Here is a 23345-nt window from a genome sequence, read left to right on the forward strand (position 1 = left end):
TCGCTTCCCGTTTCCTTGGCATGACCTGCCAGCTTGACGAAAGGTTCCCCCGTGACCGTGCACGACCAGGATCCGTACTCCCAGGGCCCCCTCGACAGCGATCCGGAGGAGACCGGCGAGTGGCAGCAGTCCCTCGATGAGCTGGTGGATGCCAAGGGCCACGGCCGCGGCCGCGAGATCATGCTCAGCCTGCTCAAGCGCTCGAAGGAGCTGCACCTGGGCGTGCCGATGGTCCCGACGACGGACTACATCAACACCATCGCATCGGAGAACGAGCCCGAGTTCCCCGGTGACGAGGAGGTCGAGCGCCGCTACCGCGCCTGGATCCGCTGGAACGCCGCGATCACGGTGCACCGCGCTCAGCGACCCGGCATCGGCGTCGGCGGCCACATCTCGACCTACGCCTCCTCGGCGGCTCTCTACGAGGTGGGCTTCAACCACTTCTTCAAGGGTGCGGACAACCCCGGTGGTGCAGACCAGATCTTCATCCAGGGTCACGCCTCCCCCGGTACCTATGCCCGGTCGTACCTCGAAGGACGCCTGACCGAGGACCAGCTCGACGGATTCCGCCAGGAGAAGTCGCACGCCCCCTACGGCATCCCGTCCTACCCGCACCCGCGCCTTATGCCGGAGTACTGGCAGTTTCCGACCGTGTCGATGGGCCTCGGCCCGATCAACGCGATCTACCAGGCGATGTCGAACAAGTACCTCGAGAACCGCGGCATCAAGGACACGTCCCAGTCGCGTGTCTGGGCCTTCCTGGGCGATGGCGAGATGGACGAGGTCGAGAGCCGCGGACAGCTGCAGGTCGCCGCGAACGAGGGCCTCGACAACCTGACGTTCGTCGTGAACTGCAACCTGCAGCGTCTCGACGGGCCCGTGCGAGGCAACGGCAAGATCATCCAGGAGCTCGAGTCGTTCTTCCGCGGTGCGGGCTGGAACGTCATCAAGGTCGTCTGGGGTCGCGAATGGGACGACCTGCTCGCCCGCGACACCGAGGGCGCGCTGCTCAACCTGATGAACGTCACCCCCGACGGCGATTACCAGACGTACAAGGCCGAGTCCGGCGCGTACGTCCGTGAGCACTTCTTCGGCCGCGACGAGCGCGCCGCAGCCCTCGTCAAGGACTACTCCGACGACGACATCTGGAACCTCAAGCGCGGTGGCCACGACTACCGCAAGGTCTACGCCGCGTTCAAGGCAGCGACCGAGCACAAGGGCAAGCCCACCGTCATCCTCGCGAAGACCGTCAAGGGCTACGGCCTCGGTCCGCACTTCGAGGGCCGCAACGCGACCCACCAGATGAAGAAGATGACGCTGGACAACCTCAAGACGTTCCGCGACGCGATGCACATCCCGATCACGGATTCGCAGCTCGAGGAGAACCCGTACCTGCCCCCGTACTACAACCCGGGCCCCCAGGACGAGACGATCCAGTACATGCTCGAGCGTCGAAACGCGCTCGGCGGCTTCCTGCCGGAACGCCGCTCTACCCATGTCGGCCTCTCGCTGCCGGATGACACCGCCTACGCCCTACCCAAGAAGGGCTCTGGCACGCAGGAGATCGCCACGACCATGGCGTTCGTCCGTCTGCTGAAAGACCTGCTGCGTTCCAAGGACTTCGGTCACCGCATCGTCCCGATCATCCCGGATGAGGCACGCACCTTCGGAATGGACGCCTACTTCCCTTCGGCGAAGATCTACAACCCGAACGGCCAGCACTACACCTCGGTCGACCGCGAACTCCTCCTCGCCTACAAGGAGAGCCCGCAGGGCCAGATCGTCCACGTCGGCATCAACGAGGCGGGCGCCCTCGCGGCGTTCACCGCGGCCGGCACGTCGTACGCCACGCACGGCGAGCCGCTGATCCCGATCTACCTCTTCTACTCGATGTTCGGATTCCAGCGCACGGGCGACGCCCAGTGGGCAGCCGGCGACCAGATGGCCCGCGGGTTCATCATGGGCGCGACGGCAGGGCGCACCACCCTCACGGGTGAGGGTCTGCAGCACGCCGACGGCCACTCGCACCTGCTCGCCGCCACCAACCCGGCGACGGTCTCGTACGACCCGGCGTACGGCTATGAGATCGCGCACATCATGCGCTCCGGTCTCGAGCGCATGTACGGCGGCAACCACGAAGACCCGAACGTCATGTACTACATCACGCTCTACAACGAGCCGATGGTGATGCCGGCGGAGCCGGAGAACGTGGACGTCGACGGCATCGTGCGCGGCATCCACCGCGTCTCGGTCGGCGAGGGCGAAGGCCCCCGTGCCCAGCTCTTCGCCTCGGGCGTCGGACTCCCCTGGGCCCTCGAGGCACAGCAGCTGCTGAAGAACGACTGGGGTATGATCGCCGACGTCTGGTCGGTCACCTCGTGGACCGAGCTGCGCCGCGACGGCCTCGCCGCCGACGAGCACAACTTCCTGCACCCGGAGGAAGAGCCTCACACCGCGTACCTCACCCAGAAGCTGCAGGGCGCCGAAGGCCCCGTGGTCGCCGTCAGCGACTTCATGCACGCCGTGCAGGACCAGATCCGTCCGTGGGTGCCGAACCGCTTCGCCACGCTCGGCGCCGACGGTTTCGGCTTCTCGGACACCCGTGCCGCTGCCCGTCGCTTCTTCAAGATCGACGGCCCGTCGATCGTGGTGCGCACCCTGCAGTCGCTCGCCGAAGACGGGGTCGTCGACCGCTCGCTCGCCGCGCAGGCCATCCAGAAGTACAGCCTGCACGATGTGAACGCCGGCACCAGCGGCAACGCGGGCGGCGAAAGCTGAGCCCTCGGTGACAGGTTCTCCTCCTTCCGGCATGGACAAGGCCGCGACGCTCACCTGGCTGCGCCGGATCTCCGGTGACATCGCCTCGGTGACGATCAAGCGCCTGGAGGACACCCTCCCGTGGTACGCCGACATGCCACCAGCCCGCCGCTCTGCGGTCGGGCTGGTGGCCCAGGCGGGTATCACGTCGTTCATCCAGTGGTACGAGGACCCCACCTCCACTCCGTGGATCGCGGCGGACATCTTCGCGGCGGCTCCTCGCGAGCTGCTGCGAAGCGTGAGCCTCCAGCAGACTCTGCAGCTCATCCGCGTGACCGTCGAGGTCACCGAGGAGCGGGTCGCCGGGCGGGGGAACGATCTGCGCGAGGCGATCCTGCTCTACTCCCGCGACGTCGCCTTCGCGGCGGCCGACGTGTACGCGAGGGCAGCCGAGGCCCGCGGCCTATGGGACGCGCGCCTGGAAGCACTCGTCGTCGACTCGATCCTCACCGGCGAGGCCGATGAAGAGCTGCCGAGCCGGATCGCCGCACTCGGGTGGCACGGTCACGGCGAGGTCGCCGTCCTCGTCGGGACGACACCTCCGCAGTTCGACGTCGACTTGGTCCGCCGCACCGCCAGGAAGCTCGCCGTCGACGTGCTCATCGGTGTGCAGGGCTCCCGCCTCGTCCTGGTGCTCGGCCGCGCCAGAGTCGAGGGTCAGGAGCTCGAAGAGGAAGAACTCGGCTTCCAGGAGATCGCCTCCCGCCTGGAACCGTCGTTCGGACCAGGATACGTCGTGCTCGGACCCGAGGTCGCGGCGCTCGTGGACGCGAGCCAGAGCGCCCGTGCCGCCCTCGCAGGATTCGCGGTCGCCCGCGCATGGCGCGGCGCACCCCGTCCGGTCGAGGCCGACGATCTGCTGCCAGAGCGCGCACTCGCCGGAGACCCGTTGGCGAAGCAGACGCTGATCGAGCGCATCTTCCGCCCCTTGCAGGCGCACTCCACCGACTTGGTCACCACCCTCTGGAGCTACCTCGACAACGGGCGCTCCCTGGAGGCCACGGCGCGCGAGCTGTTCGTGCACCCCAACACCGTGCGCTACCGCCTCAAGCGCGTGAGCGAAGTCATCGGCTGGGATGCCACCGGCCCCCGCGAAGCGCTCATCCTGCAGACCGCTCTGATCCTCGGCTCGATCGGTGCGGCGGATCAGGTCCGTCGGCGCGCCCCGCTCCGACGCACCCAGCGCTGAACCCTTCTCTGTACGCCACACACAAGGGTTTTTCGGAATCTTGTGATGGATCATCCACCGCTCTGTCGCAAACGTTGGCAGACTGGGTGGGTGATTGTCGTCGTATGCCCAGGTCAGGGCTCGCAGACCCCCGGATTCCTCGCTCCTTGGCTCGAGCTCGACGGAGTGGCAGAACGCCTCGACGCCTACTCGGACTCCGCGGAGGTCGATCTTCGCGAACACGGCACGGTATCGGACGCCGACACGATCCGGGACACCCGCATCGCTCAGCCGCTGATCGTCGCCGCGTCGCTGATCGCCGGGGATGCCCTCACGCAGCGCGCCGGTCGACGTGCCGACGGCATCGCCGGGCACTCGGTCGGTGAGATCGCCGCACTCGTCGGCAGCCGTGTGATCGATGCCGACACCGGCATGCGCCTGGTGGGCATCCGCGGCCGCGCGATGGCCGATGCGGCAGCGCAGGAGCAGACAGGAATGAGTGCGGTCCTCGGCGGTGACGAGGAAGCCCTTCTCGCGCGCCTCGCCGAACTCGACCTCTCCCCCGCCAACTACAATGGCGGCGGACAGATCGTGGTCGCAGGCGCCCTCCCCGCGCTCGCGGCACTCGCCGAGGAGCCCCTCAAGGGCACCCGCGTGATCCCTCTGCAGGTCGCCGGCGCGTTCCACACGCGGTACATGGCATCGGCCGTCGCCGCGCTCCGCGATGCGGTATCCGACGTCACGCCCGCCAACCCCGACATCACGCTGTGGACCAACCGCGACGGCTCCGCCGTGGCCGACGGAGCGCAGGCACTGAGCTTCCTCGTCGATCAGGTGTCGTCCCCGGTGCGTTGGGACCTCTGCATGCAGTCCTTCGCCGACGCGGGCGTCACCGGTGTCATCGAACTCGCTCCGGCCGGCGCCCTGGTCGGCCTCGCCAAGCGCGGCCTCCGCGGTGTACCGACCGTCGCCGTGAAGACCCCTGAAGACCTTGATGCAGCCGTCGCGCTGCTGAACGGAGAAGCCGCATGAGCGTCACGCTCGCCCAGCTCACCGGTCCCGCGTACACGCGCATCTACTCCTACGGCGCCGCCCGTGGCGAGAATGCCGTGCCGAACGAAGACCTGATCGGCCCCATCGACTCCAGCGACGAGTGGATCCGTCAGCGCACCGGCATCGTCACCCGCGCTCGCGCCGACAAGGGCACCGATGCGATCGACCTCGCGACCGCGGCGGCTGCCGAGGCCATCGAGAAGTCCGGCGTCGCGGCGGACCAGGTCGACCTGGTGATCGTCGCGACCATCAGCAACCCCAAGCAGACCCCCTCGGTCTCGGCCATCGTCGCCGACCGTGTCGGGGCGAACCCCGCAGCCGCCTACGACATCAACGCGGCCTGCGCAGGATACGCCTACGCGATCGCCCAGGCCGACGCGCTGATCAAGGCCGGCGCCGCCCGCTACGCACTGGTCATCGGCACGGAGAAGCTGTCCGACGTCGTCGACCCGACCGATCGCAGCATCTCGTTCCTGCTCGGCGACGGTGCAGGCGCAGCCCTGATCGGTCCGAGCGACACGCCGGGCATCGCACCGGCGGTATGGGGTTCGGATGGCTCGAAGGCCGACGCTGTGGGAATGAACGGCACCCTCACCGACTTCCGCGACGGCGTGGTGCCGTGGCCGACCCTTCGTCAGGAGGGCCCGACGGTCTTCCGCTGGGCCGTCTGGGAGATGGCCAAGGTCGCCCGTGAGGCGCTGGACAAGGCCGGCGTCGAGCCGACCGACATCGCCGCGTTCATCCCCCACCAGGCCAACATGCGCATCATCGACGAGTTCGCCAAGCAGCTCAAGCTGCCGGAGAGCACGGTGATCGCCCGCGACATCGAGACCACGGGCAACACCTCGGCGGCGTCGATCCCGCTGGCCAGCCACCGCCTGATGGCCGAGCACCCCGAGTTGTCGGGCGGTCTCGCACTGCAGATCGGCTTCGGCGCCGGCCTCGTGTTCGCCGCACAGGTCGTCGTCCTTCCCTGAGAATGCGCTGACTTTCCCTAGACTGTTCCACGGTTCCGAAAACAACCCGCAAGAAAGAGGAAGACCACATGGCTTTCACCAACGATGAGGTCCTCGCTGGCCTCGCAGAGCTCATCACCGACGAGACCGGCATCAACGCTTCCGAGGTCGCCCTCGAGAAGTCGTTCACGGACGACCTCGACATCGACTCCATCTCGATGATGACGATCGTCGTCAACGCCGAGGAGAAGTTCGGCGTCACCATCCCCGACGACGAGGTCAAGAACCTGAAGACCGTCGGCGACGCCGTCAGCTTCATCGTCGCGGGCCAGGAGTAATCCCGGCAGGATGCCACCCCCGCACCTCGCGGGGAGTGGCATCCTCCGACCTGCCCTCCCACCCGTTCGACTTCGTTTCGACAAGGAACCACACCCCATGACCAAGCGCATCGTCGTCACCGGCATCGGCGCCACCTCCGCCATCGGCGGAACGGCCCCGGAGAACTGGACGAACCTGCTGGCCGGCATGTCCGGCACCCGCACGCTCGAGCACGACTGGGTACAGCAGTACGAGCTGCCCGTCACCTTCGCCGCCGAGGCGATCGTCCGCCCGGAAGAGGTTCTCCCCCGCCACGAGGCCAAGCGTCTCGACCCCTCGTCGCAGTTCGCGTTGATCGCGGCGCGCGAGGCGTGGGCGGATGCCGGTTCCCCCGAAGTCGCCCCCGAGCGACTCGGTGTCGACTTCGCCACCGGCATCGGTGGACTCTGGACGCTCCTGGACGCCTGGGACACCCTCCGCGAGAAGGGCCCGCGACGGGTGATGCCGCTCACCGTCCCGATGCTCATGCCGAACGCCGCTGCAGGAAACCTGTCACTGCAGTTCCACGCCCGCGCCTACGCGCAGACCGTCGTCAGCGCGTGCGCCTCCAGCACCGAGTCGATCATCCATGCCTTCCACCACCTTCAGGACGGTCTCGCCGACGTCGTGATCGCCGGTGGCACGGAGTCCGCGATCCACCCGATCACGATGGCATCGTTCGCCTCCGCGCAGGCGCTCTCGCGTCGGAACGACGACCCGGCCCACGCGTCCCGACCGGGCGCGATCGACCGTGACGGATTCGTCATGGGCGAGGGGGCCGCAGCCCTGATCCTCGAGACCGAGGAGCACGCGAAGGCTCGCGGCGCCAAGATCTACGGCTATGTGCTCGGCGGAGGCGTCACCGCCGATGCCTACCACATCACCGGCAACGACCCCGAGGGCAACGGTGCCGCACGTGCGGTGACGCAGGCGCTCGAAGAGGCCGGCATCACCGCCGACCAGGTCACCCACATCAACGCGCACGCGACGTCGACACCGGTCGGCGACCCCAACGAGTACGTCGCGCTCAAGAAGGTCTTCGGAGACCGGATCGACGAGATCCCCGTCTCGGCGACGAAGGCATCGACCGGGCACCTGCTCGGAGGCACCGGCGCACTCGAGGCGATCTTCGCGCTCCTCGCCCTGCGCGACCGTGTCGCACCGCCCACGATCAACATGACCGAGCCCGATCCCGCTGTCCCGTTCCGTCTTTCGGGCGACGCCACCCCGTTGGGCGAGGGTCCGCAGTTCGCGATCAGCAACTCGTTCGGATTCGGCGGTCACAACGCCGTGCTCGTGGTCGCCAGCGCCGACTGACACTCCATAACGATGAGCGGCCCTCGGGATTCCGAGGGCCGCTCTTCTCATCTGCATGAGGATCACACGGATGCATGAGCATCCACCGGTACTCAGTCATGCACCTGTGCGCAGGTCATGCAGGTGCGCGGTGATCCGTCAGGCGGAGCGGAGCAGACCGAGCTTCTGCGAACGCGCTTCCCTCATCCGCGTGATGCGCGGCAGGAACCAGCCGATCAACGGCCCGACGCCGAACGCGAAGAGCACGGTTCCCACGCCGACGGGTCCACCGAGCAGGAAGCCGATCAGCAGCACGCCGCCTTCGATCAGTGTCCGCACCAGCCACACCGCCCAGCCGGTACGTCGGACGAGGCCCGTCATCAATCCATCGCGGGGTCCGGGGCCGAAGTCTGCGGCGATGTACAGACCGGTCGCGAAGGACAGCAGCAGGAGTCCGAAGACGAACATGGGGGCGCCGATCCACACCGAAGCGGGCTGCGGGATCAGAGCGAGTGCGAGGTCGGCGCTGGGCCCGACGAGGAGCGCGTTCAAGACGGTGCCGAGCCCCACGCGCTGACGCAGCGGGATCCACAGCAGCAGGACGACGATGGACACGACGACGGTCATGACGCCGTATCGGAGGTCGGTCTGCTCGGCGAGACCGAGCGCCAGCACGTCCCACGGCGCGACGCCGATGCCGCCGCGCACCATGAAGCCGAGGGCCACGCCGTAGAGGAAGAGACCCACGAGCAGCTGTACGAGCCGCTCGACGAGGTCACGCCGACTGGTGGCGGTCACGGGGAGCACGACGGAGCGCAGGAGCATGCTTCCACTCTGGCCCCTGGGCCACGTCCGTCAGCGAATCCACTCAGCGCAAAGTGGCCTGCACTCGTCAGGCCACTTTGCGGCATGCTGGACGCATGGGATCACGACTCGTCGAACAGCTCGGGGCGCACAACGTCGCGGGCTCCGCAGCGACGACGCTCGCCGACCGGATCAGGGCGCTGATCCTCGACGGCCGGCTCACGGTCGGCGAACGTCTGCCGAGCGAGCGCGCCCTCGCGGTGGAGCTTCGCCGTTCCCGCTCCACGATCACCCGCACCTACGGGCTCCTCGAGGCCGACGGCTACGTCTCCCGTCTGCACGGAGGCAGCACGCGCGTCACCCTGCCGAACGGACACGCCGCGCCCGGCACGGATGCCGACGACGACGCCATCGATCTGTCCATCGCGTCGATGGACTCCACACCGGGACTGTATGACGCGACGGTCCGATCCCTCCCCCGTCTTGCGGCCTTGCGCGGCACCAGCGGATATTCCCTCCGTGGCCTTCCGGAGCTCCGAGAGGCCGTAGCGCAGCGGTACCGCGATCGCGGAGCACCGACCTCGGCCGACGAGATCATCATCACCTCCGGGGCGCTCAACGCGGTGAACCTGATCCTCGCGGCGATCGGACGGCGCGGCGAGAGGGCCCTGGTCGAGCAGCCCACGTTCCCGCACGCGCTCGAGGCGCTGCACCGGCATGGATACCGTCTGCTTCCGACCCCCGTCGACGTCGACGGATGGGACACGCGCCATCTGAACGAGACTCTGCTCGGCTCCCGCCCCCATGTCGCCTACCTCATTCCCGACTTCCACAACCCGACCGGCGCCACGCTGCCTGACGAGGAGCGCTCACGCATCGTCACGACGGCGCGCAACGTGGGCACTCAGCTCATCGTCGATGAGACGACCACCGAGCTCGATATCGACCGCGGCTGGTCGCCGGCTCCGATGGCCGCGAGCGGACCCAATGTGATCACGGTCGGATCGATGTCGAAGATCGCGTGGGGCGGGATGCGCATCGGTTGGATCCGTGCGGAGCGCACGGTCATCGCTCGACTGCTCGCCGTTCGTCCCTCCTTCGAGCTGGGCACCGCTCTGCTCGAGCAGTGCATCGCCGTCGAGCTTCTCGCCGACATGCCTGCGCTCACCTCGCACGTCGGTCAGCGTCTGCACGACGGTCGCGCAGCGGTGGAGGCCGGCGTGGCGGGCATCCCCGGCTTCCGGATGCCACCGACACCAGGAGGGCTGTCCGCATGGCTCGACATCGGTGCGCCGCTGTCCACCTCGCTGTCCCTCGCTGCTCGCGAGCGGCAGCTGATCCTGCCTCCCGGACCGCGCTTCACGACGGGCGGCGTGCTCGAACGTCGACTGCGCATCCCCATCACCCTGCCGCCCGAGCGCACGGCTGAGGCCATGCGTCGCCTTTCGTTGGCCTGGGAGGACGTGCGCGGCGCCGGCACGTCCCCGCACGCTGAGCTGCAGCACGCCGCGGTGATCTGACCGACGACGAGGACCCCGCCTCGTCTCCGGGGCGGGGTCCTCGTCGTGCGGAGCGGGGAAACGTCTTCTCAGCGTCCGGGATGACTCACCGGCATCCGATACTCACGCCTCCCCCGTTCCGGCCTGTGGGGTCGGGCTAGCCGACCTTGTGGAGCCAGACGACTCTGGCGTCGTCGCTGGCATGGCGGAAGGGCTCGAGTTCCTCGTCCCACGCGGAGCCGAGGGCGATGTCGAGCTCGCGCTGCAGCTCGACCGCGCTGCCCGCAGCGATCTCCATGGCATAGCGGATGCGGTCTTCACCGATCACGATGTTGCCGGCGGCATCGGTCTGCGCGTAGTGGATACCCAGATCGGGAGTGTGCAGCCAGCGGCCGCCGTCGCTGCGGGGCGTGGGATCCTCGGTCACCTCGAAGCGGAGGTGCTCCCACCCGCGGATCGACGTCGCGAGAGCGGCACCGGTGCCGACGGGGCCGTCCCAGTAGAACTCCGCACGTCGGGCGCCGTCGAGGACGGGCTGCTCGGTCCAGTCGAAGTTCACCGCACGCCCGATAGCGCGACCCACCGCCCATTCGAGGTGCGGGCAGAGCGCGCGAGGCGCAGAGTGGATGAACACCACTCCGCGTGCGTAAGCCGTCGCCATGATCTCTCCGTTTCATCAGGTGCGTCTTCCCCAACGACCTGAACCACGAAATGGCGAGAATATGCGGTTGTGGGCCCATTCTCGCCGAGATCTGCGGAAACCACAAGCATGTCATTCGACGACGAAGGCCCCGGTCATGACGACCGGGGCCTTCGGACCGCGAACGGTCGAGTCGGTGAGGTCAGGCCTCGCTCATGGCCTGCTTGACCTGCTGGCCCTTGGCGGCGTAGTACGCCGCGCGGGCAGCGTCCTTGCGCGCCTGCTCGGCGTAGCCGAACTCGAGCGTCTCCTGGTCGACCTCGTAGTTGGGCACGTCGTCGGTGCCGTGGTACTTCTCGATGTAGGCGTCGAGCTCGGGGCCCGAGGTCCACGACGTGATGAGGCAGTAGCGCGGCTCGGTGCCGTTGTGCGTGGCGGCGTGCCACAGGCGCTGGGTGTCGACGATGAGCTGAGCGCCGGCGGGGAGCGCGATGCGGTACTCGATGCTCGGGTCGGTGCGGTTCTCGCGCAGGACGAAGTAGCTGTCCTTGTCATCGGTGAGGTTGAAGAAGCCGCGGACCACCCAGCCGGTGCCGTCCGGGTTCAGACGGTTGTTGTCGTCCTGGTGGAGGTTGTAGAGGCAGTCTCCGTACGGGGTCGGCTGCAGCTCGATCACGCGGCAACGGCCGACGTTGGCGCCCGGCTCCTGCGCGCGACGCGTCAGGTTCGGGGCCTTCTCGGTCTGCGAGTCGATCCAGACGCCGTCCTTGTCGGTGCGCGGCGGCTTGTGGTTCCAGAACCCGTTGCACTCGATGTCGCCGAAGGCACTGGCGAGCGGCGCGAAGCGGGTGTCACCCGACGACTTCCAGTCGTTGTACTCGATGTCGAGCCATTCCTTGGGGTCGAGCTCCTGGTTGTAGCTGTCGAGGACGACGAATCCCTTTTCCTCGAGGGCAGCGGACTTGATGTAACCCATGATCGAGTCATGTTCCTTTCATCGGGGGCCAGCACGTTTTAACAGGCCCTGATAAGGCAAGCCTAACAGCGTCACCCGCGAGCCCTTCGGAGGTCCGCCGTGCATAACCGAATAGACTGAACGGGGCGCCCGGCGAGTCCTCGGCACCCGTCGCTACGGGAGGACGAGACACCAGCATGAGCACCGCGACCAACGTCGAGGCGACAGCAGTCAACACGATCGAGTGGCTCGCGGCGGGCACCACCGCAATCGTCGTCCCCGTGTATCAGCGGCAGTATCGGTGGGACATCGGGGGATGCGAACGTCTCCTGTCCGACATCCGCGCGGTCGCCCGTGAAGACGACGCCCACCGTCACTTCATCGGTTCGATCCTGTCCGCCGAAGACGGCGCCTCAGCCGATTCGGACCTGATCCTCATCGACGGGCAGCAGCGCATCACCACGCTCATGCTCCTGGTGGCGGCTCTGCATCACGCGGTCCGCGACACCGACCAGGCTCTGGCCGCGGCGCTCGAACGCGTGCTGGTGCGCTCCGATGCCCCCGGCCGCACGAAGCTGCGCCCGCACGACGCCTGGGCAGACCTATACGAATCCGTGGTGCTCGACCGACGCGACGATGCCGACCGCGAATCGCGCTTCGACGACAACTACGCCTTCTTCCGCAGCCAGATCCACGTGGACGAGGTTCCGCTCATCTGGCGCGGGCTGCAGAAGCTCGAGCACGTGTCGATCACCCTCGGCGCGCAGGCGAACGCCCAGCAGATCTTCGAGAGCCTGAACTCGACGGGTGAGCCATTGCGCGACCACGAGCTCATCCACAACTACATCCTCATGGGGCTGAGCCACGCTGAGCAGGTCGATGTCGAATCCCGCTTCTGGGTGCCCATCGAGCGGCACACCGGCGAGGCGATCGGCGCCTTCTGGAGGCACTACCTCGTGCTCGTCACCGGACGTGAGGTCGCGGCGAACGGCGAGCACGGCGTGTACAGCGCGTTCCGGCAGTCGTTCCCCCGCGTCGACCTCTCCCATCTGCAGGCGGATGCGTCCGAGTGGCGGCACCACGCCGAGATCTACGGCATCCTGCTCGATCCGTCGCGGGAGCAGGACCCCGAGATCGCGCAGCAGCTGCGCCACGTCAACACGTTCGGCCGCTCCTCGTATCCGCTCGTGATGAGCGTCTACAGCGATCACGCGCGGGGCGTCATCGACCGCTCCGAGCTCATCGAGACATTGGAGTGGCTGCAGACCCTCTACCTTCGACGCGCACTGGTGAATCTGCCGACCGAGAGACTCGTCGCGAGGCTCTGCCGCGCGCGGCGCGACGGCCGGGACGCACTCGCACGTGCGTTCGCGCGCATCACCCCGTCCGACGAACGTGTGAGCGCCGTCCTGAAGTACAGCGAACTCCCTCACCCGGCCTACGTCCTCGGCAGGCTGGAGGGGGTCGACGACCTCGAGTCCTTCGACGTCGAGCACATCGTGCCTGTCGTGCCGGGTGACACGTGGTCCGGCGATGGCGAACGGCCCTGGATCGAGTACACCGAGGACGAGCAGAACAGCCACCGCGCCCTCGCCCCGACCCTCGGCAACCTGACCCTGCTCGAACAGCCCCTCACCGAGCGGGTGTTCGGCGCCTCGTTCCCCGTCAAGCGCACGGACGCCTACGCCCGCAGTTCCGTACCCGCCACGCGCGACCTCGCCGACGTCGACGCGTGGAACACGGCGGCAATCACTCGGCGCACGATCGCACTCACCGCCGACCTGATCCGCATCTGGGCGCGTCCCGCACTCCCGGAGATCGACGACGACGGCCTGACGCCGATCCTCGATGCCGTCCGCCGTCGCGGATGGCCGACGGGCTGGGAGCGGGAGTTCGACTACGTCGAGTACCGCGGTGAGCGCTGGGAGGTGCCCGACGTGAAGTACCTGTTCAACCGGGTCTTCCGTCGCGCCTGGACGGACACGAGGACCGCCGCGCTCGCGTACTGCGCCGCACACGGGGGCCCGATCTACCAGGACATGGCCTGGAAGGGCCAGTGGGACGAGCTCGACGAGGGCCATTTCCTCTACATGGGCTGGGATTCCAACTACATGATGACCGCTGTGCAGGGTGTGCTCGAGGAGTCGGGCATCGCCTCGGAGGTCTTCGTCAAGTACTCCTATATCGGAAATGTGATGTGAACATGAGCACCGTCATCCGCACGCTGCAGGATCTCACCATCGAAGAGCACACGCTCACCGTCCCCCTGGTGTGGGGCGATCCCGCCGACCACCGCACGATCGACATCTTCGCGCGCGTCGTCGCCCGCGAAGGCGGAGAGTCCCTCCCCTACCTCGTCTTCCTGCAGGGCGGGCCGGGGCACGAGGCACCGCGCCCGTTCCACTCCTCGACGTCGCCGGCCTGGCTCGATGAAGCACTCGCCCACTACCGCCTGGTCCTTCTCGACCAGCGCGGGACCGGACTCTCCACCCCGGTCGGGGATCACGACCTCGCGCGCGGCGCGGAGGCCGTGGCCGAGCACCTCACGCACCTCCGCGCCGACGCGATCGTGCGCGACTGCGAGGCGATGCGGGAGCACCTGGGCGCCACCACGTGGAGCGTGCTCGGGCAGTCGTTCGGCGGCTTCACGACCCTGGCCTACCTCTCCACCGACGCCGCCTCTCTCGAAGACGTCTTCATCACGGGTGGTCTCAGCGCCGTCGGACGCCACCCCGACGATGTCTACGCGCTCTGCTACGACAAGATGCGCGACGCGTCCGAGCGCTACTACCGCCGATTCCCGGAGCACCGCGACGCCATGCGGCGACTCGTCGATCTGGCGGATGCCGGTGGCATCGTCCTTCCCGACGGCGAGGTGGTCTCCCGCTCGCGCCTGCGGTCGGTGGGGTCGGCGCTGGGCACCAACGACGGGTGGCAGACCCTGTGGTCGATCCTGGAGCGCGATCCGTCCTCCAACGCCTTCCGGTACGACCTGATGCACGCGATGCCCTACGACGGCCGCAACCCGCTGTACTTCGCGTTCCACGAATCGAGCTACGCCGACGGCCATGCCACCCGGTGGTCGGCCGAGCGCACCGAGCCGACAGACTTCCGCGACGACCCTACGCTGTTCACCGGCGAGCACATCCGCCGCGAGTGGACCGAGACGGTGCCCGCGTTCCAGCCGTGGCGCGATGTCGCCCTCCACCTCGCCGAGTTCGAGTGGCCGAGCATCTACGATGCCGCCGCCATCTCGGCGTCGGGTGCGACCGGTGCGGCCGCGGTCTACATCAACGACGTCTACGTGCCCTACGAGTTCTCTCTCGAGACCGCGAAGCTGCTCCCGGGCGTGCAGCTCTGGCAGACGAGTGAGCACGAGCACAACGGCCTGCGCAGCGGACCGGTGCTGTCCCACCTGATCGACCTCGCCCACGGCCGCCGCGTGCGCTGAGTATCTCCTCCTCGAGGAGGATGCCCTCGTCCCACCCGACGCCTAGTCTGGAGCGCATGGAACAGGGTGTGGGGGTGATCGTCACGGTCGGAGTGCTGCTGCTCCTGGTCTCCGCCGTGATCGTCATGATCGCCTTCGGCTTCTCGAAGGTACCCATCGAGAAGAAGTACGAGAGCAGTGGTGGCGGCCTCGGCGGCGCGTTCGACGCCGTCTGGTCGCCGACTGCGCATGAAGCGGGAATGGAACGCGACCGCCAGACACAGAGGACAGCTCCGGCACCGGCGCCCGGCGATCCCCCTGACACGATCGACGACGGGCGGATCCGGCTCGACCTCTGACGCCTCGGAGCACGGTCGGATGCGACGTCGACATCTGAGAATGAAGAAGGCCCCACGCTCCGAGGAGCATGGGGCCTTCTTCGTGACGGTCGTTACTTGGACGAGCCGCCGAAGCCCTTGAAGCGCTGGTTGAACTTCTCGACGCGGCCGGCCGAGTCCATGATGCGCTGCTTGCCCGTGTAGAACGGGTGCGAAGCCGAGGAGATCTCGACGTCGATGACGGGGTACTCCACGCCGTCCAGCTCCATGGTCTTGTCGCTCGACACGGTCGAACGGGTGAGGAACGTCTCGCCCGATCCGAGGTCGCGGAACACGACAGCCTTGTACTCGGGGTGAATGTCAGTCTTCATGGGATTCCTTAGTTGCTGCCCTGGATTGTGCCAGGGACGAGGGAAGTCTGCGGTGCAGAGAGCACCAAGGGTCGATTCTATCAGACGCTCATCAGGATGCTGCGCGTGCCGCGTAGCGTCCGTCTTCGCTGGTGAGCACGATCGGCATGCCGAAGGTGTCGGTGAGCGCCTCCGCGGTGAGCGTCTCGGCGATCGGTCCTGCGGCCACGACGGCACCGTCGCGGATCAGCATGACGTGGGTGAACCCCACGGGGATCTCCTCCACGTGGTGCGTCACCATGAGCATGGCCGGGGTCGTCGGGGAGGAGGCGTAGCCGCTGAGGAGCGCGAGGAGCTCTTCCCTGGAGCCGAGATCGAGCGATGCCGTGGGCTCGTCGAGCAGCAGGAGCTCCGGGTCGGTCATCACGGCGCGCGCGATCTGGACGCGCTTCTGCTCGCCGTCACTGAGCGTGCCGAAGGTGCGGTCGGCCAGGTGGTCGAGGCGCCAGTCGGCGAGGACACGGAGCGCGCGACGCTCATCGATGTCCTCGTAGCTCTCGTTCCATCGGCCGAGCACCGAGTAGGCGGCAGTGAGCACGGTGTTGAGGACCGTCTCGTCACGAGGGACCCGCTTGGCCATCGCCGAGGAGGCGAACCCGATACGCGGACGCACCTCGAACACGTCGGTGCGGCCGAGGGTCTCCCCCAGCACCGTCACTGTTCCGGCGGTCGGGTGCATGAGCGTGTCGGCCAGCTGCAGGAGCGTCGTCTTGCCCGCGCCGTTCGGGCCGAGGATCACCCATCGCTGATCATCGTCGACCTGCCAGGTCACGTGATCGATGATGTTGCGCCCCTCACGGCGCACGACGACGTCAGTGAATTCCAGAGCGCTCGGCATGTCCCCAGCCTATCGGCTCAGGCGGTCAGCTCCGCGTAGAGCGCGCGCGTCGTCTCGGCGATCGCCGCCCAGCTGAACTCGTTGCGCGCCCGCTCGCGTCCGGCCTCGCCGTAGGCGCGTGCCCTCTCCGGATCCATCGCCACCTCGGTGAGCACGGCGGCCAGATCCGCGACGTAACGCTGCGGATCGACCGGTGTGCCCGTGCCGTCCTGCACCTGCTCGATCGGGACGAGACGCCCGGTGACGCCGTCGGCGACGGCCTCCGGGATCCCGCCGGTCGCCGTTCCCACCACGGCAGCACCACACGCCATGGCCTCGAGGTTCACGATGCCCAGCGGCTCATAGATCGACGGGCAGACGAACGTCGTCGCTGCCGTCAAGATGGCGGACAGCTCGTCCCGCGGCAGCATCCGCTCGATCCAGATCACACCGTCGCGGTTCTGCTGGAGCAGGCGCACCCCCTCCTGCACCTCGGCCATGATCTCCGGCGTGTCCGGAGCGCCGGCGCAGAGCACCAGCTGCACCTCCGGAGGGAGCAGCCGCGCAGCCTGCAGCAGATAGGGCAGCCCCTTCTGCCTCGTGATTCGTCCTACGAAGACCACCGAAGGACGGTCCGGATCCATCCCGATCGAGCGCAGGAACGACTCGTCCTGCACAGGGCGCCAGCGTTCGACGTCGATTCCGTTGTGGATCACCCGGACCTTCGCCGGGTCGACCTGTGGGTAGCTGCGCAGGATGTCGGCGCGCATCCCTGCGCTCACGGCGATCACGGCTGCGGCGTTCTCATAGGCCAGTCGCTCGATCCCGCTCGAGACGGCGTAACCGCCCCCGAGCTGCTCCGCCTTCCACGGCCGCAGGGGCTCGAGGCTGTGCGCTGTGAGGACGTGCGGGATGCCGTGCAGCTGGGAGGCGAGGTGACCGGCGAAGTTCGCGTACCAGGTGTGACTGTGCACCAGGTCGGCGTCGGCGATGGCCGAGACGATCTCCAGATCGGTGCCGAGCGTCTGCAATGCGGCATTCGCCCCCGCGAGCGCCACGGGCGTGCGGTACGCGAAGGTACCCGCCTCGTCTCGGGGAGCGCCGAACGCGCGCACCTGCACGTCCACGTGCTCCCTGAGGGCCGCGACGAGCTCGGCGACGTGCACGCCGGCACCGCCGTAGACCTCCGGCGGGTACTCCTTCGTGATCATTTCAACTCGCATGTCTGAACGCTAGTACAGCGACGACGAAGGCATCTATGGTGGAGCCATGTCCGCTCCAAAGAAGGTCTTCGGGATCATCCTCGCCGGCGGCGAGGGCAAGCGCCTCATGCCCCTCACGGCCGACAGAGCGAAACCCGCAGTGCCGTTCGGCGGACAGTACAGGCTCATCGACTTCGCCATCTCGAACCTCATCAATTCAGGACTGCGCCAGATCGTGGTGCTGACGCAGTACAAGTCCCACAGCCTCGACCGGCACATCTCGCAGACGTGGCGGATGTCGGCCCTGCTCGACTCGTACGTCACGTCCGTGCCCGCGCAGCAGCGCCTGGGCAAGCGGTGGTTCTCCGGCTCTGCCGACGCGATCCTGCAGAGCATGAACCTCATCAACGACGAGAAGCCCGACATCGTCGTGGTGATCGGCGCCGACCACGTCTACCGCATGGACTTCCGTCAGATGCTCGAAGCCCACATCGAGTCCGGCGCGAAGGCGACCGTCGCCGGCATCCGTCAGCCGCTCGCGCTCGCGTCGCAGTTCGGTGTGATCGACGCCGACGCGGAATCGGGACGGATCAAGCAGTTCCTGGAGAAGCCGACCGACATCGCAGGTCTCGAGGACTCCCCCCACGAGGTGCTCGCCTCGATGGGCAACTACATCTTCGACGCCGACGCGCTGATCGCCGCCGTCGAGGCAGACGGGGAGTCCCCCGTGTCGGGGCACGACATGGGTGGCGACATCGTCCCCTATTTCGTCGAGCGCGGCGAGGCCGGCTACTACGACATGAAGCAGAACGAGGTCCCCGGCTCCTCGCCGCGCGACCGCTCGTACTGGCGAGACGTGGGGACGATCGATTCGTTCTACGACGCGCACCGCGATCTGATCTCCACCCTGCCCATCTTCAACCTCTACAACATGGAGTGGCCGATCCACTCGCAGGCGGTCAACTCCCCGCCGGCGAAGTTCGTCCGTGACTCGGTCGGTCGCATCGGCAACGCGATCGACTCGATCGTCTCGCTCGGATCCGTGCTGTCCGGTACCCACCTGGAACGCAGCGTTGTGGGTCCGTGGACCCTGGCAGGGGGCGGATCGACCATCACGGACTCGGTCGTCTTCGACCACGTGCACGTCGGGCAGGGGGCGCGCATCCATCGGGCGATCCTCGACAAGAACGTGGTGCTGGCCGATGGCGCGACGGTCGGCGTCGATCGCGAACGCGACCTGGCCCGTGGTTTCACCGTCACCGAATCCGGCATCACGGTCGTCGGCAAGGGCGTCTTCATCGAACGCTGAGTGCGTCACGGAGCACGCCGACCGTCCCGGTGATCGCTAGGCTCGACGGGTGACTGCCGCGCGTTTCCTCGTCGTCCTCGATGCCGATTCCACCCTCATCCGCAATGAGGTGATCGAGTTGCTTGCCGACGAAGCCGGACGGCGCTCCGAAGTGCAGGCCGCTACGGAGGCGGCGATGCGCGGCGAGGTCGATTTCGCGACGAGCCTGCGCTCCCGAGTGGCGGCACTCGAAGGCGTTCCCGTCTCGGCGTTTGAGCGTGTCCGGGCGCGGATCGAGCCCACCCCCGGGGTACGTGAACTCACCGCGGCCGTCCACGACCGCGGAGGTGTCGTCGGCGTCGTCTCGGGAGGCTTCCACGAGATCCTCGACAGCGTCGCCCCCGAGCTCGGCGTCGATCGCTGGCGAGCGAACCGCCTCGACGTCGCAGACGGCGTGCTCTCCGGCCGGGTCGACGGCGACATCGTCGACGGCGCCGCGAAGGCATCCTCGCTCCAGGGATGGGCCGCAGAGCTCGGCGTCGGCCCCAGGGCGACCATCGCGATCGGCGACGGCGCGAACGACCTGCAGATGATGGCGGTGGCAGGCCTCGGCATCGCCTTCAACGCCAAGCCCGCCGTGCGCGCGGCCGCCAGCCTCGTGATCGGCCCGCAGGATCTTGCCGAGGTCATCGCACTTCTGCCGTAGACCGAAGCCTGGAGAAAGCCCGGCGCCACCGCTAGCGTCGGTTCATGGACATCCTGCTCATCCCCGGCCTCTGGCTCGACGCATCCAGCTGGGAAGGGGTGGTCCCCGCCCTCGAAGAGGCAGGGCATCGCGCGCATCCGCTCACCCTGCCCGGACTCGATGACCCCGCGTCGACCTCTGCCGAGATCGGCATCGCGCACTGGATCGCGGCAGCGGTGTCCGCCGTGGACGCTCTGTCAGGAGACGTCGTGGTGGTCGGTCACAGCGGGGGCGGGAACGTCGCGTGGGGCGTGGCCGATGCGCGCCCCGAGCGCGTGAGCCGTGTCATCTTCGTCGACACCGCTCCGCCGCCGGCCGGGAGCGGGATCAGCGAGTTCGAGGTCGTCGACGGTGTGGTGCCCTTCCCCGGCTGGGAGTTCTTCCCCGACGAGGACGTCAGCGATCTCGACGAGTCGACGCGAGCGCGTACGGCGCCGCTCACCCGCAGTGTTCCCGCCAGAGTGCCCACCGACGCCATCGCGCTGGTGAACCCTGCGCGGTACCGAGTGCCGGTGACGCTGCTGATGGGTGGCCTGGATCAGGCCGCGTTCGAGGGGATGATCGACCAGTGGGGCGCCTACGCCGCCGAGTACCGTGCGATCGACGACGCCGAGGTCGTGCGCATCGGCTCCGGTCACTGGCCGCAGTTCTCGGTTCCCGAGAGGCTCGCGGAACTCCTCAGCGCGGCGATCGCACGCTGAGATTCGACCTCGGGATCAGTGCCCCATCCCGAGTCCGCCGTCGACGGGGATGACCGCGCCCGAGATGTAGCCGGCGTCATCACCCGCGAGCCAGGTCACCACGCCCGCGACCTCGTCGGGGGTCGCGAATCGTGCCGCCGGGATGCTCGCCTTGTACTGCTTCTGGGTCTCCTCGGGCAGTTCCGCGGTCATGTCCGTCTCGATGAAGCCTGGAGCGACGACGTTGGCCGTGATCCCGCGGGCCCCGAGCTCACGCGTGATCGAGCGGGCGAAGCCGACCAGGGCGCTCTTCGATGCGGAGTAGTTCGCCTGCCCGGCGGAACCGTAGAGCCCCACGACACTCGAGATCAGGATGATGCGGCCGAACCGCGCGCGGAGCATGCCCTTCGAGGCACGCTTGACGACGCGGAACGTTCCTCCCAGGTTCGTGGCGACCACGCTGTCGAAGTCGTCCTCGCTCATGCGCATGAGGAGGGTGTCCTTCGTGATGCCGGCGTTGGCGACGACGATCTCGACCGGACCGAGCTGCTGCTCCACCTCGGTGAACGCGGCGTCGAGGGCAGCGGCATCCGTGACGTCCGCGCGGACGGTGAGCGTTCCCTCCGGCCCTTCGCCGCTGCGGGCGGTGACCGCGACGCGGTACCCATCCCGCACGAAGCGCTCCGCGATCGCGCGGCCGATACCGCGGTTTCCGCCGGTGACGAGGACGACGCGCTCAGCGCTCATGGGGACACTCCTGCTCTGGGCCGGTGGCCCGAGTTCCCGAGCCGTCATCGATCCTACCGACGATGCCCCGCCCGACCACCTCCCGGCGTTTGACAGGCACGGACGGTGCTGGAACTCTGATCGAGACGAAAGGCTTCACCGTGAGCGACAACCGCACTCCCCCTCCTGCCGGCGAGCCACCTCGCATTCCGCCTCGGCCGCCCGCTCCGGCTGCCTTCCCCGTCGTACCGGCCCTTCCCGCGTATCCGGTGCAGCCCGCCCCGCAGCCGGCGCAGAACCAGCCCGTCCCGCCGGCGTACAGCCCGACGACCCCGCCGACCTGGGAGATCCCGCCCGCAGCTGCGACCCCGCCTGCATATGCGCCCTACGGCGCACCGGTCTACCCCGCAGTCCCGGCCCCGCGCCCCACGAGTGGACTCGCGATCACCTCGCTGATCTGCGGCATCGCCGGAGTCGTGCTCGTCTGGGCCATCATTCCGGTGCTGGCGTCGATCGCAGCCGTCATCACCGGTCACATGGCGCTCGGGCAGACCCGGCGTGATCCCGGCATCGGCGGTCGAGGCATGGCCATCGCCGGACTGATCCTCGGCTACGCGATGATCGCGATCGCCGCTTTCACCCTCATCGGCATCATCATCAGCTTCCTGTTCGTCGGAGCGTTCAGCCTGCCCTTCATCTTCTCCCGCTGATCTGCCGCAGAAGGGGCACGCCGACGGGTCGGCAGCGGCGTAGGCTTGAGGCATCGTGAAGAACGCGCGTCAAGTCCCGGCCGTCACCTCCCTGCCGCAGTCTCCGCAGGACGAGGCTGACCATCGCGTGCGCCGATATGTCCTGACGATGACCATCCGCATCGTGTGCTTCGCACTCATGGTGCTCGTCCAGCCCTACGGGTGGTACACCTGGGTCTTCGGGATCTCGGCGGCCGTGCTTCCGTACATCGCCGTGGTGTTCGCGAACGCGGGCAGCGACAGCACCGAAGCCACGGCGGAGTCGCCTTTGCAGGAGCTGGAATCGCCGGGACCGGTTCCGATCGAGCCCGAGGCGACGACCCCGCCGGTGTTCACGATCCATGAAGGCCCCAAGGACCGATGACACAGCTCGAATGCTCGCGCGCCGGGTGCCGGAGCGCGGCGACCAGACAGGTCGTGTGGCGTAATCCTCGGATCCACGCCATTGATCGGGAGAAGATCTGGCTGGCCTGCGATGAGCATGTCGAGTACCTCCGCGACTACCTCGCAGCACGTGAGTTCCCGGTGACTGTTCGAGACGGAGTTCCGGCATGAGCCGACGACTGACCCGGTGGGTCATCTACGTGCTCATCGCGATCGGATTCGGGGTCGCGTGCGTGTTCCTGTCGCATTGGCAGTTCGAGCGGAACGAATCCCGCGCCGCGCAGATCGAACTCGTCGAGCAGAACTACGACGCCGACCCCGTCCCCCTGACCGATCTCATCGGAGACGACGGCGCGCTCGATCCGGCCGATGAGTGGCGCCCGGTGGTCCTGAAGGGCGAATACCTGGCGGAACAGCAGCTGCTGGTCAGGAACCGCCCTCACGGTGGGACCAGTGCTTTCGAGGTGCTGGTGCCGTTCCGTGACGCCGATGGACGCATCTTCATCGTCGATCGCGGCTGGGTGCCGCCCGGCGATGGCGATGCCCCGGATTCGGTGCCGGCCCCTCCCTCGGGGGAAGCCGAGGTCACGGTGCGACTTCGCCCGGGCGAGCAGCTACCGGCCTCGGGTCGCGGGGCACCCGAAGGACAGGTCCCGACCATCAACCTGCCGTCGATCGCGACGCTCGTCGACGGCGATGTGATCACGAGCGCCTACGGACGAGTGATCAGCGAGGAACCGGCAGGGGACGGCGCACTGGGTGGATTCGACTCCCCCACCGACGATCCCGGTCCCCATCTGTCGTACGCGATCCAGTGGATTCTCTTCGCCCTGATGGGCTTCATCTTCATCGGATACATCATCCGCACGGAGATCGTGAAGCACCGCGAAGAGGTCGAGGGCGCGCCGGCCCCGGTCAGGAAGTCGCGTCGCAAGGACCACGATGCCGACGTCGAGGACGAACTGCTCGACGTGCGCTGATCGGTGCAGCCGCTGCGGAGACAGAGCCAGCGCCGTTCATCGCGAGACGTC

Annotated in this window: 24 protein-coding genes; 17 read left to right on the forward strand and 7 right to left on the reverse strand. The window is 67.8% G+C overall.

Translation table 11 applies throughout. The features are described from left to right. Window positions 1-51 precede the first annotated feature (51 nt). From aceE to F6W70_RS09200, 6 genes are all read left to right on the forward strand, one after another. Window positions 52-2778 carry a pyruvate dehydrogenase (acetyl-transferring), homodimeric type gene (gene aceE / locus F6W70_RS09175; protein ID WP_151486450.1) on the forward strand — a complete coding sequence of 909 codons (2727 nt, stop codon included), beginning with the start codon at window positions 52-54 and terminating at the stop codon, window positions 2776-2778. A gap of 31 nt (window positions 2779-2809) precedes the next feature. Next, on the forward strand, window positions 2810-4006 hold the full coding sequence (locus F6W70_RS09180) for a PucR family transcriptional regulator (protein WP_055867830.1): 1197 nt from the start codon (window positions 2810-2812) through the stop codon (window positions 4004-4006). Window positions 4007-4096: 90 nt separating this feature from the next. Beyond that, window positions 4097-5017, forward strand: coding sequence for an ACP S-malonyltransferase (locus F6W70_RS09185; RefSeq protein WP_151486451.1), 921 nt, complete (start codon window positions 4097-4099; stop codon window positions 5015-5017). After that, window positions 5014-6015 (forward strand): beta-ketoacyl-ACP synthase III, encoded by a 1002-nt coding sequence (locus F6W70_RS09190; RefSeq protein WP_055867826.1) that lies wholly within the window; start codon window positions 5014-5016, stop codon window positions 6013-6015. The genes F6W70_RS09185 and F6W70_RS09190 overlap by 4 nt, the downstream gene beginning before the upstream one ends. A 68-nt stretch (window positions 6016-6083) precedes the next feature. Further along, window positions 6084-6332: an acyl carrier protein gene (locus F6W70_RS09195; RefSeq protein ID WP_017830435.1), complete on the forward strand. Its 249-nt coding sequence runs from the start codon at window positions 6084-6086 to the stop codon at window positions 6330-6332. Between the two features lie 97 nt (window positions 6333-6429). Then, window positions 6430-7668: a beta-ketoacyl-[acyl-carrier-protein] synthase family protein gene (locus tag F6W70_RS09200; protein WP_017830434.1), complete on the forward strand. Its 1239-nt coding sequence runs from the start codon at window positions 6430-6432 to the stop codon at window positions 7666-7668. Window positions 7669-7806: 138 nt separating this feature from the next. Here F6W70_RS09200 and yczE read toward each other — a convergent pair whose 3' ends face one another. Continuing rightward, window positions 7807-8472, reverse strand: coding sequence for a membrane protein YczE (gene yczE, locus F6W70_RS09205; RefSeq protein WP_151486452.1), 666 nt, complete (start codon window positions 8470-8472; stop codon window positions 7807-7809). A 95-nt stretch (window positions 8473-8567) separates the two neighbouring features. Here yczE and yczR point away from each other — a divergent pair, with 95 nt between their 5' ends. Next, window positions 8568-9971, forward strand: coding sequence for a MocR-like transcription factor YczR (gene yczR / locus F6W70_RS09210; RefSeq protein WP_151486453.1), 1404 nt, complete (start codon window positions 8568-8570; stop codon window positions 9969-9971). A 136-nt stretch (window positions 9972-10107) separates the two neighbouring features. Here the strand turns inward: yczR and F6W70_RS09215 are convergent, their stop codons facing one another. After that, entirely contained in the window at window positions 10108-10611 is a 504-nt protein-coding gene (locus F6W70_RS09215) for a DUF3145 domain-containing protein (protein ID WP_017830431.1), read from the reverse strand. A gap of 181 nt (window positions 10612-10792) precedes the next feature. After that, window positions 10793-11566, reverse strand: a complete 774-nt coding sequence (locus F6W70_RS09220) for a hypothetical protein (protein ID WP_021200730.1) — start codon at window positions 11564-11566, stop codon at window positions 10793-10795. Window positions 11567-11742: 176 nt separating this feature from the next. Between F6W70_RS09220 and F6W70_RS09225 the strand changes: the two genes are divergently transcribed. The 3 genes from F6W70_RS09225 to F6W70_RS09235 are packed head-to-tail and all read left to right on the forward strand — an operon-like array spanning window position 11743 to window position 15334. Then, a complete protein-coding gene (locus F6W70_RS09225; protein ID WP_151486454.1) occupies window positions 11743-13746 on the forward strand; it encodes a DUF262 domain-containing protein in 2004 nt (667 codons plus the stop codon). Continuing rightward, window positions 13743-14996, forward strand: coding sequence for an alpha/beta fold hydrolase (locus F6W70_RS09230; RefSeq protein WP_151486455.1), 1254 nt, complete (start codon window positions 13743-13745; stop codon window positions 14994-14996). The genes F6W70_RS09225 and F6W70_RS09230 overlap by 4 nt, the downstream gene beginning before the upstream one ends. A 56-nt stretch (window positions 14997-15052) precedes the next feature. Then, the gene (locus F6W70_RS09235) at window positions 15053-15334 is read left to right on the forward strand and encodes a hypothetical protein (RefSeq protein WP_017830427.1); all 282 of its coding nucleotides are present in this window, start codon (window positions 15053-15055) and stop codon (window positions 15332-15334) included. A gap of 92 nt (window positions 15335-15426) precedes the next feature. Here the strand turns inward: F6W70_RS09235 and F6W70_RS09240 are convergent, their stop codons facing one another. From F6W70_RS09240 to glgA, 3 genes are all read right to left on the reverse strand, one after another. After that, window positions 15427-15684 carry a type B 50S ribosomal protein L31 gene (locus F6W70_RS09240; RefSeq protein WP_017830426.1) on the reverse strand — a complete coding sequence of 86 codons (258 nt, stop codon included), beginning with the start codon at window positions 15682-15684 and terminating at the stop codon, window positions 15427-15429. A gap of 91 nt (window positions 15685-15775) precedes the next feature. After that, window positions 15776-16561 carry an ABC transporter ATP-binding protein gene (locus tag F6W70_RS09245; protein WP_017830425.1) on the reverse strand — a complete coding sequence of 262 codons (786 nt, stop codon included), beginning with the start codon at window positions 16559-16561 and terminating at the stop codon, window positions 15776-15778. Between the two features lie 17 nt (window positions 16562-16578). Continuing rightward, the gene (gene glgA / locus F6W70_RS09250) at window positions 16579-17763 is read right to left on the reverse strand and encodes a glycogen synthase (protein ID WP_151486456.1); all 1185 of its coding nucleotides are present in this window, start codon (window positions 17761-17763) and stop codon (window positions 16579-16581) included. A 46-nt stretch (window positions 17764-17809) separates the two neighbouring features. Between glgA and glgC the strand changes: the two genes are divergently transcribed. The 3 genes from glgC to F6W70_RS09265 are packed head-to-tail and all read left to right on the forward strand — an operon-like array spanning window position 17810 to window position 20476. Next, on the forward strand, window positions 17810-19051 hold the full coding sequence (gene glgC / locus F6W70_RS09255; protein ID WP_017830423.1) for a glucose-1-phosphate adenylyltransferase: 1242 nt from the start codon (window positions 17810-17812) through the stop codon (window positions 19049-19051). Between the two features lie 49 nt (window positions 19052-19100). After that, window positions 19101-19736, forward strand: a complete 636-nt coding sequence (gene serB / locus F6W70_RS09260; protein ID WP_151486457.1) for a phosphoserine phosphatase SerB — start codon at window positions 19101-19103, stop codon at window positions 19734-19736. Between the two features lie 44 nt (window positions 19737-19780). Further along, window positions 19781-20476, forward strand: coding sequence for an alpha/beta fold hydrolase (locus tag F6W70_RS09265; RefSeq protein WP_151486458.1), 696 nt, complete (start codon window positions 19781-19783; stop codon window positions 20474-20476). 15 nt (window positions 20477-20491) lie between these two features. Here F6W70_RS09265 and F6W70_RS09270 read toward each other — a convergent pair whose 3' ends face one another. Next, the gene (locus F6W70_RS09270; RefSeq protein ID WP_017830420.1) at window positions 20492-21202 is read right to left on the reverse strand and encodes a beta-ketoacyl-ACP reductase; all 711 of its coding nucleotides are present in this window, start codon (window positions 21200-21202) and stop codon (window positions 20492-20494) included. 140 nt (window positions 21203-21342) lie between these two features. Here F6W70_RS09270 and F6W70_RS09275 point away from each other — a divergent pair, with 140 nt between their 5' ends. From F6W70_RS09275 to F6W70_RS09290, 4 genes are read left to right on the forward strand one after another with little or no spacing between them, the layout of a single operon-like run. Beyond that, entirely contained in the window at window positions 21343-21891 is a 549-nt protein-coding gene (locus tag F6W70_RS09275; RefSeq protein WP_170287874.1) for a DUF4190 domain-containing protein, read from the forward strand. Between the two features lie 55 nt (window positions 21892-21946). Further along, complete coding sequence (locus tag F6W70_RS09280; protein ID WP_151486460.1) at window positions 21947-22294, forward strand: DUF3099 domain-containing protein; 348 nt, start codon at window positions 21947-21949, stop codon at window positions 22292-22294. After that, entirely contained in the window at window positions 22291-22485 is a 195-nt protein-coding gene (locus F6W70_RS09285) for a hypothetical protein (protein ID WP_082524193.1), read from the forward strand. The genes F6W70_RS09280 and F6W70_RS09285 overlap by 4 nt, the downstream gene beginning before the upstream one ends. After that, complete coding sequence (locus tag F6W70_RS09290) at window positions 22482-23294, forward strand: SURF1 family cytochrome oxidase biogenesis protein (RefSeq protein WP_055872418.1); 813 nt, start codon at window positions 22482-22484, stop codon at window positions 23292-23294. The genes F6W70_RS09285 and F6W70_RS09290 overlap by 4 nt, the downstream gene beginning before the upstream one ends. The last annotated feature ends 51 nt before the right edge of the window (window positions 23295-23345 follow it).

This window comes from Microbacterium maritypicum (assembly GCF_008868125.1).
GTDB classification, from domain to species: domain Bacteria; phylum Actinomycetota; class Actinomycetes; order Actinomycetales; family Microbacteriaceae; genus Microbacterium; species Microbacterium maritypicum.